The organism is Actinacidiphila sp. bgisy167, from assembly GCF_965342175.1.
In the GTDB taxonomy this organism is placed as follows: Bacteria; Actinomycetota; Actinomycetes; order Streptomycetales; family Streptomycetaceae; genus Actinacidiphila.
In genome coordinates this window covers 1-1729 of the sequence record NZ_CBDRBL010000191.1, presented here as the reverse complement: position 1 = coordinate 1729, position 1729 = coordinate 1, and the positions used below count along the sequence as shown (strand labels likewise).

At 75.2% G+C, this 1729-nt stretch carries 2 protein-coding genes; both read right to left on the bottom strand.

Annotation, left to right across the window (positions count from 1 at the left end; translation table 11 throughout):
- Window positions 1-991, bottom strand: a 991-nt coding sequence (locus ACRWND_RS30675; RefSeq protein ID WP_431955218.1) for an NB-ARC domain-containing protein, incomplete at its 3' end; no start/stop codon positions are given.
- Between the two features lie 128 nt (window positions 992-1119).
- Window positions 1120-1729: NUDIX domain-containing protein (locus ACRWND_RS30670; protein WP_431955217.1), on the bottom strand; the 610-nt coding region annotated here is incomplete at its 5' end.

Sequence of the window (1729 nt, the reverse complement as noted above, 5' to 3'; positions counted from 1 at the left end):
CCCCCCTCTTCCCGCCCTCCCCTCCCCCCCCCCGGCGCAGCACCCGTGCCTGCCCCTCCGCGGCGGCCAGTCCGCGCAGCGCCTCGGGGATCGGGCCGCTGCCCGTGCGGTGCCCGACGTCGGGGTGGAGCGTGCCGTTCCCGCGGACGGCCTCGCCTTCGGACGCCGCGGCGGTCCCAGCCGCCGGCGGCTCGCTAGAGGCGGCGCGCAACCTGCGGGTGGCCTCGGCGACGGAGGTGCCCGGCTGGACGGCGAGCCACGCGGCGACGAGCCGCAGGGCGGCGGGGTGGCGGCCGCACTCCTGGGCCAGGCCCTCCGCGGCCCGCGGGTCGTTGGTGATCCGCACCCGCCCGACGGCCTCGGCCAGCAGCTCGACGCACGCCGCCGGGTCGAGGCCGCCGAGGGTGCACGGACGTACGTCGTGGACGCCCGGCAGCGGTCCCTCGGCCGTGGCGACCAGCAAATTCCCCGAACCCTTGGGCATCAGGTCCAGCAACTGCCGGGGCTCGACGACGTCGTCCAGGACGAGGACGGCCTTGCGTCCGTCCAACGCGGTGCGCAGCGCGGCGAGCAGTTCCCCGTACTCCGCGGCCGGCTCGGCCTCGACGTCCATCGCGCGCAGCAGGGCACGGGCGGACTGCTCGGGCGGCACCGGACGGCCGTCGTTCTCGCTGAGCCGCAGGTAGAACTGGCCGCCGGGGTAGCGGTCGGCCACCTCGTGGGCAAGCCGCACGGCCAGCGCGGTGCGTCCCGAGCCCGGCCGGCCGGCCACGAGGAGCACCCGGCTGCCGTCGGGCGTCTGGCCGCGCAGCGCGGCCAGGCCCGGCCGGTCGATGTCGGCGCGCAGTTCCTCGAGCTCGCGGCGGCGGCCGACGAACCCCGGAAGGCCGGGGGGCAGCGTGCCGTGTGCCGGAGCCCGCGACGCAGGCTCCCACGGGCCGTCGTCAGAGGCCGCCGCCGATGCGTCGGCGTCCAGCACGTGATCCGCCACGGGCCCACTCCCGTTCTCCTACGAACGGCAAGAGCCTAGTTCACGGCGAGGGTCCAACCCCCGTACACGACGCGGCGGATCCAGCCAATGATCACCCTCTCGGACGATCGGATGGTCAGACCGAACGGTCAGGCGGAGAAGGGCCGCGCGGGCCACTCCGCCTCGGCCGGGCGCAGCGACTCCAGGCCGTCCCCCGCCCGGGCGGCCTGCAGCGACAGCACGCCGACCACCAGGCAGTTGTTGTGCACGTCCCCCGCCAGGACACCGCGGACCAGCTCGTCCACCGGGACCCGGGCGAACTCCATGTCGGCCTCTTCCTCCGACACCGCGAAGCGCTCGCCCTCCACCTCGGACAGGCCTCGGGCCAGGAAGATGCGCACGGCCTCGTCGCAGCCGCCGGGCGTGGTGTACACGTCCGTGAGCACCCGCCACTCCTCGGCCTTGACGTGCGCCTCCTCGTACAGCTCGCGCTGGGCGGCGTGCAGCGGGTTCTCACCCGGCACGTCGAGGAGCCCGGCGGGGATCTCCCACAGCTTCATCCGCACGGGGTGGCGGTACTGCTTGAGGACCAGGACGCGGTCCTGGTCGTCGAGGGCGAGCACGGCCACCGAGCCCGGGTGAACCTGGTAGTCGCGCCGGGCGACGCTGCCGTCGGGCATGACGACGTCATCGGTGCGGACGCTGGTCTTCTTCCCGGTGAAGGGGGTGGCGGTGGCGGTGACCCGCCACTCCTCGGGA